The 3,911-nt window shown below is 54.6% G+C and carries 4 protein-coding genes; 1 reads left to right on the top strand and 3 read right to left on the bottom strand.

Annotated features, from left to right (window positions below; translation table 11 throughout):
- From kdpB to kdpF, 3 genes are all read right to left on the bottom strand, one after another.
- A partial coding sequence (gene kdpB / locus FDW94_RS03995; RefSeq protein WP_249358286.1) for a potassium-transporting ATPase subunit KdpB occupies positions 1-1,563 on the bottom strand: 1,563 nt, incomplete at its 3' end.
- Positions 1,564-1,583: 20 nt separating this feature from the next.
- Entirely contained in the window at positions 1,584-3,263 is a 1,680-nt protein-coding gene (gene kdpA / locus FDW94_RS04000) for a potassium-transporting ATPase subunit KdpA (RefSeq protein WP_032942710.1), read from the bottom strand.
- Positions 3,263-3,352, bottom strand: a complete 90-nt coding sequence (gene kdpF, locus FDW94_RS04005; protein ID WP_001670793.1) for a K(+)-transporting ATPase subunit F — start codon at positions 3,350-3,352, stop codon at positions 3,263-3,265. Before kdpF ends, kdpA begins: the two co-directional genes overlap by 1 nt.
- 308 nt (positions 3,353-3,660) lie before the next feature.
- Here kdpF and FDW94_RS04010 point away from each other — a divergent pair, with 308 nt between their 5' ends.
- The gene (locus FDW94_RS04010; protein WP_003022870.1) at positions 3,661-3,867 is read left to right on the top strand and encodes a YbfA family protein; all 207 of its coding nucleotides are present in this window, start codon (positions 3,661-3,663) and stop codon (positions 3,865-3,867) included.
- Positions 3,868-3,911 lie beyond the last annotated feature (44 nt).

Here is a 3,911-nt window from a genome sequence, read left to right on the forward strand (position 1 = left end):
GTTGGTTCCGTCGCCGGTCATCGCTACCAGACGACCTTCCGCCTGATACTGACGAATCAGCGCCAGCTTGGCTTCCGGCGTGGCTTCAGCTAAGAAGTCATCTACCCCGGCTTCTGCCGCAATCGCGGCGGCGGTTAAACGGTTATCGCCGGTGATCATCACCGTTTTGATGCCCATTTTGCGTAGTTGGGCAAAACGTTCTTTGATTCCGCCTTTTACGATATCTTTCAGGGCAATCACGCCCAGCACGCGGGAGCCTTCGGCAACCACCAGCGGCGTAGCGCCAAGGTGTGCGACGTTTTCGACCTTCTGCTCCACGTCGGCAGGGAAGTGGCCGCCGTTGGCTTCAACGTGACGACGAATAGCATCGACCGACCCTTTGCGGATCATACGGTTGTCGATGTTGATCCCGCTCATTCGGCTTTGGGCGGTAAACGGTACAAAGGTGGCGTGCAGCGATTGCACGTCGCGAATACGCAGATTAAAGCGCTGTTTAGCCAGAATCACGATGCTGCGGCCTTCTGGGGTTTCATCGGCCAGTGATGAAAGCTGCGCGGCGTCGGCCAGCGTTTTTTCGTCCACGCCCTGGGCGGGCAGAAAATCTGAAGCCTGGCGGTTACCCAGCGTAATGGTGCCGGTTTTGTCCAGCAGCAATACGTCCACGTCACCCGCAGCTTCTACTGCACGTCCGCTGGTGGCGATGACGTTCGCGCCCAGCATGCGGCTCATCCCGGCGACGCCAATTGCGGAGAGTAGCCCGCCGATGGTGGTGGGGATCAGACACACCAGCAGGGCAACCAGTACCGTGACGCTGACCGCGCTACCACCCCAGGCGGAAAACGGCCACAGCGTGGCGGTCGCCAGCAGAAAAACGATGGTCAGGGCTATTAACAGGATCGTCAGGGCGATTTCATTCGGTGTTTTACGCCGCTGCGCGCCTTCAACCATGGCGATCATTCGGTCGAGGAACGTTTCACCAGGGTTTACGCTACATTCGATCACCAGCCAGTCGGAGAGGATGCGGGTCCCGCCGGTGACGGAGGCGAAATCACCACCGGATTCACGAATGACCGGCGCGGATTCACCGGTAATGGCGCTTTCATCTACCGATGCGCCACCTTCGATGACCTCGCCGTCACACGGGATAATATCGCCCGCTTCTACTAACACGATATCTCCTTTGCGCAAATCCTCCGCCGGAACGTGATCCATGGCGGCACCGTATTTCGGCTCGCGGAGTTTGCGAGCAAAAGCAGTTTTTTTCACTCCTTTCAGACTGTTAGCCTGAGCCTTACTGCGTCCTTCCGCCAGCGCTTCGGCAAAGTTGGCGAACAGAACGGTGACCCACAGCCACAGACTTATCGCGCCGGTAAACCACGGATTGCCTTGCATATGGCCTGTGGCCATTGCCAACGTTAACAGGGTTGTCAGCAGACTGCCCAGCCAGACGATAAACATCACCGGATTGCGCCACTGGGTATGTGGGCTTAATTTTTTCACGGCGTCCATCAGCGCCTGTGCGACCAGAGAGGGTTCGAACAGCGCCAGTTGCTTGCGACTCATAGTCATGTGCTCCGCATCACTCAGTGTAATGACAGGTATTCTGCGACCGGGCCAAGCGCCAGGGCAGGAACAAAGGTGAGGGCGCCAACCAGTAACACCGTACCGATTAACAACCCGACAAACAGTGCACCGTGAGTAGGCAGCGTGCCTGGACTTGCTGGCTGGATCTTTTTACTGACCAGCGATCCGGCAATTGCCATCACGGGAATGATCACGCCGAAACGGCCGAAGAACATGCACAGGGCCAGCAGACAGTTCCAGAACGGGCTGTTGGCGCTTAATCCGGCGAAGGCACTGCCGTTGTTGTTCGCGGCAGACGATACGGCGTACAACACCTCACTAAAGCCATGTGGACCAGGATTGAGCATGGCGCTGCGTCCGGCGTCGCTCATCATCGCTATCGCCGTACCGAGCAGGACCAGCGCAGGGGTGACCAGAATCGCCAGTGCGGTCATTTTCATTTCACGCACGTCTATTTTCTTACCCAGATATTCCGGCGTGCGACCAATCATCAGGCCCGCGATAAACACCGCCAACAACACGAACAGCAGCATGCCGTACAGGCCCGAACCGACACCACCGAAGACCACTTCGCCAATCTGCATTAGCCACATCGGCACCATCCCGCCCAGCGCGGTGAAGGAGTCATGCATCGCATCGACAGCGCCGCAAGATGCCGCTGTCGTCACGACGGAAAAAAGACTCGTAGCCAGCACGCCAAAGCGGCTTTCTTTGCCTTCCATGTTGATATTACTGTCTGCACCGAATGCCATCAGGTGCGGGTTGCCTTGAACTTCGGCCCACATCACCACGGCTACGCAGACTACAAATATCAGCGACATGGCCCACAGCAGGGTCCGCCCCTGGCGACGATCGCCAACCACATCACCAAAGGCAAAACATAGCGCGGTAGGAATTAAGAAAATGGCCAGCATCTGTACCAGATTGGTCAACGCGGTAGGGTTTTCAAATGGATGTGATGAGTTAGCGTTAAAGAACCCACCCCCGTTAGTGCCAAGCATCTTAATCGCTTCCTGTGAGGCGACGGGCCCCATTGGCAGCAGCTGTTTCACCCCTTCAAGGGTCGTAATGGGCTGATAGGGCAACACGTTTTGCAGCACACCTTGCTGAATGAAGAACAACGCAATGAGCAATGCAATGGGGAGCAGGATCCACAGCGTAATGCGAACCAGATCGACCCAGGCGTTGCCCAGCGTGTTCATACTCTGGCGAGTAAAGGCACGGGCCAGGGCAAAAATCACCGCAATCCCGGTTGCCGCTGACAGGAAGTTCTGCACGGTTAGCCCGACCATCTGGCTGAAGTAGCTTAAGGTGGTTTCGCCAGCATAGGATTGCCAGTTGGTGTTGGTGACAAAACTTACCGCCGTGTTGAGCGCCAAATCCCACGAAAGCCCAGGTAGCTGTTGCGGATTTAGCGGCAGCAGGTTTTGCGCCATCAGCATTGAAAACAGGACCAGCAACCCCAGCACATTGAGCGCGAGGATCGCCAACAGATACTGCCGCCAGTTCATCTCCTGCTGCGAGATGCCCAGACCGCGCCAGAGCAGATGTTCCACGCCAGCCAGGCCCGGCAGGGACGTATTATTGATCAGCCGAGCCAAGCCAAAACCCAGCGGTCTGGCGATGATAAACAGTACCAGCAAGAAACTGGCAATGAGTAAAAATCCTTGGGCCGCCATCAGAACGCCTCCGCATTAATCAGGGCATACACCAGATAACCTAATAATAAAAAGACCAGCACAATGCCGGTTATCACGCCTGCACTCACGGTGCACCTCCAGTGGCATAAATGTGATAACCAGAGCGTAGATTTTTGCTTGCAAAGATTTCGCAAAAATCAGTGGGAGGGGTGTAAAAAAAGTATAAAAATGGCAAAGACCATTATTTAACTAATGATTAGTATTAATTTAACCTTTATGTAACTTAGTTACGGTTTTTAGCTAAACGGAGCATCAATAGATAAAAATAAGTGGTCGGATGAGTAGCAAAATTACACACAAGGCGGTATTATTTTCATCAGTTAACCAAGTTTATTTTTCCGGTGCGATTCACCGAACAGATATATGGGAGAGGATTATGGACTTTTATAAAGAATATCCAGCACACATTGTTTTCTTGCGCCGTACCTTTGCCGTTGTGGCGGGCGTGCTGGCGCTGCCGGTCATGTTGTTCTGGAAAGACCGCGCCCGTTTTTACAGCTATCTGCACCGCGTCTGGTCCAAAACCAGTGATAAACCGGTGTGGATGGAGCAGGCTGAAAAAGCCACCTGCGACTTCTATTAAGTTGTCGTTATTGTTCAAGAAAACCGCCAACAGCAATGTGGCGG

The sequence above is a fragment of the Citrobacter sp. wls757 genome, assembly GCF_005280935.1.
In the GTDB taxonomy this organism is placed as follows: Bacteria; Pseudomonadota; Gammaproteobacteria; order Enterobacterales; family Enterobacteriaceae; genus Citrobacter; species Citrobacter portucalensis.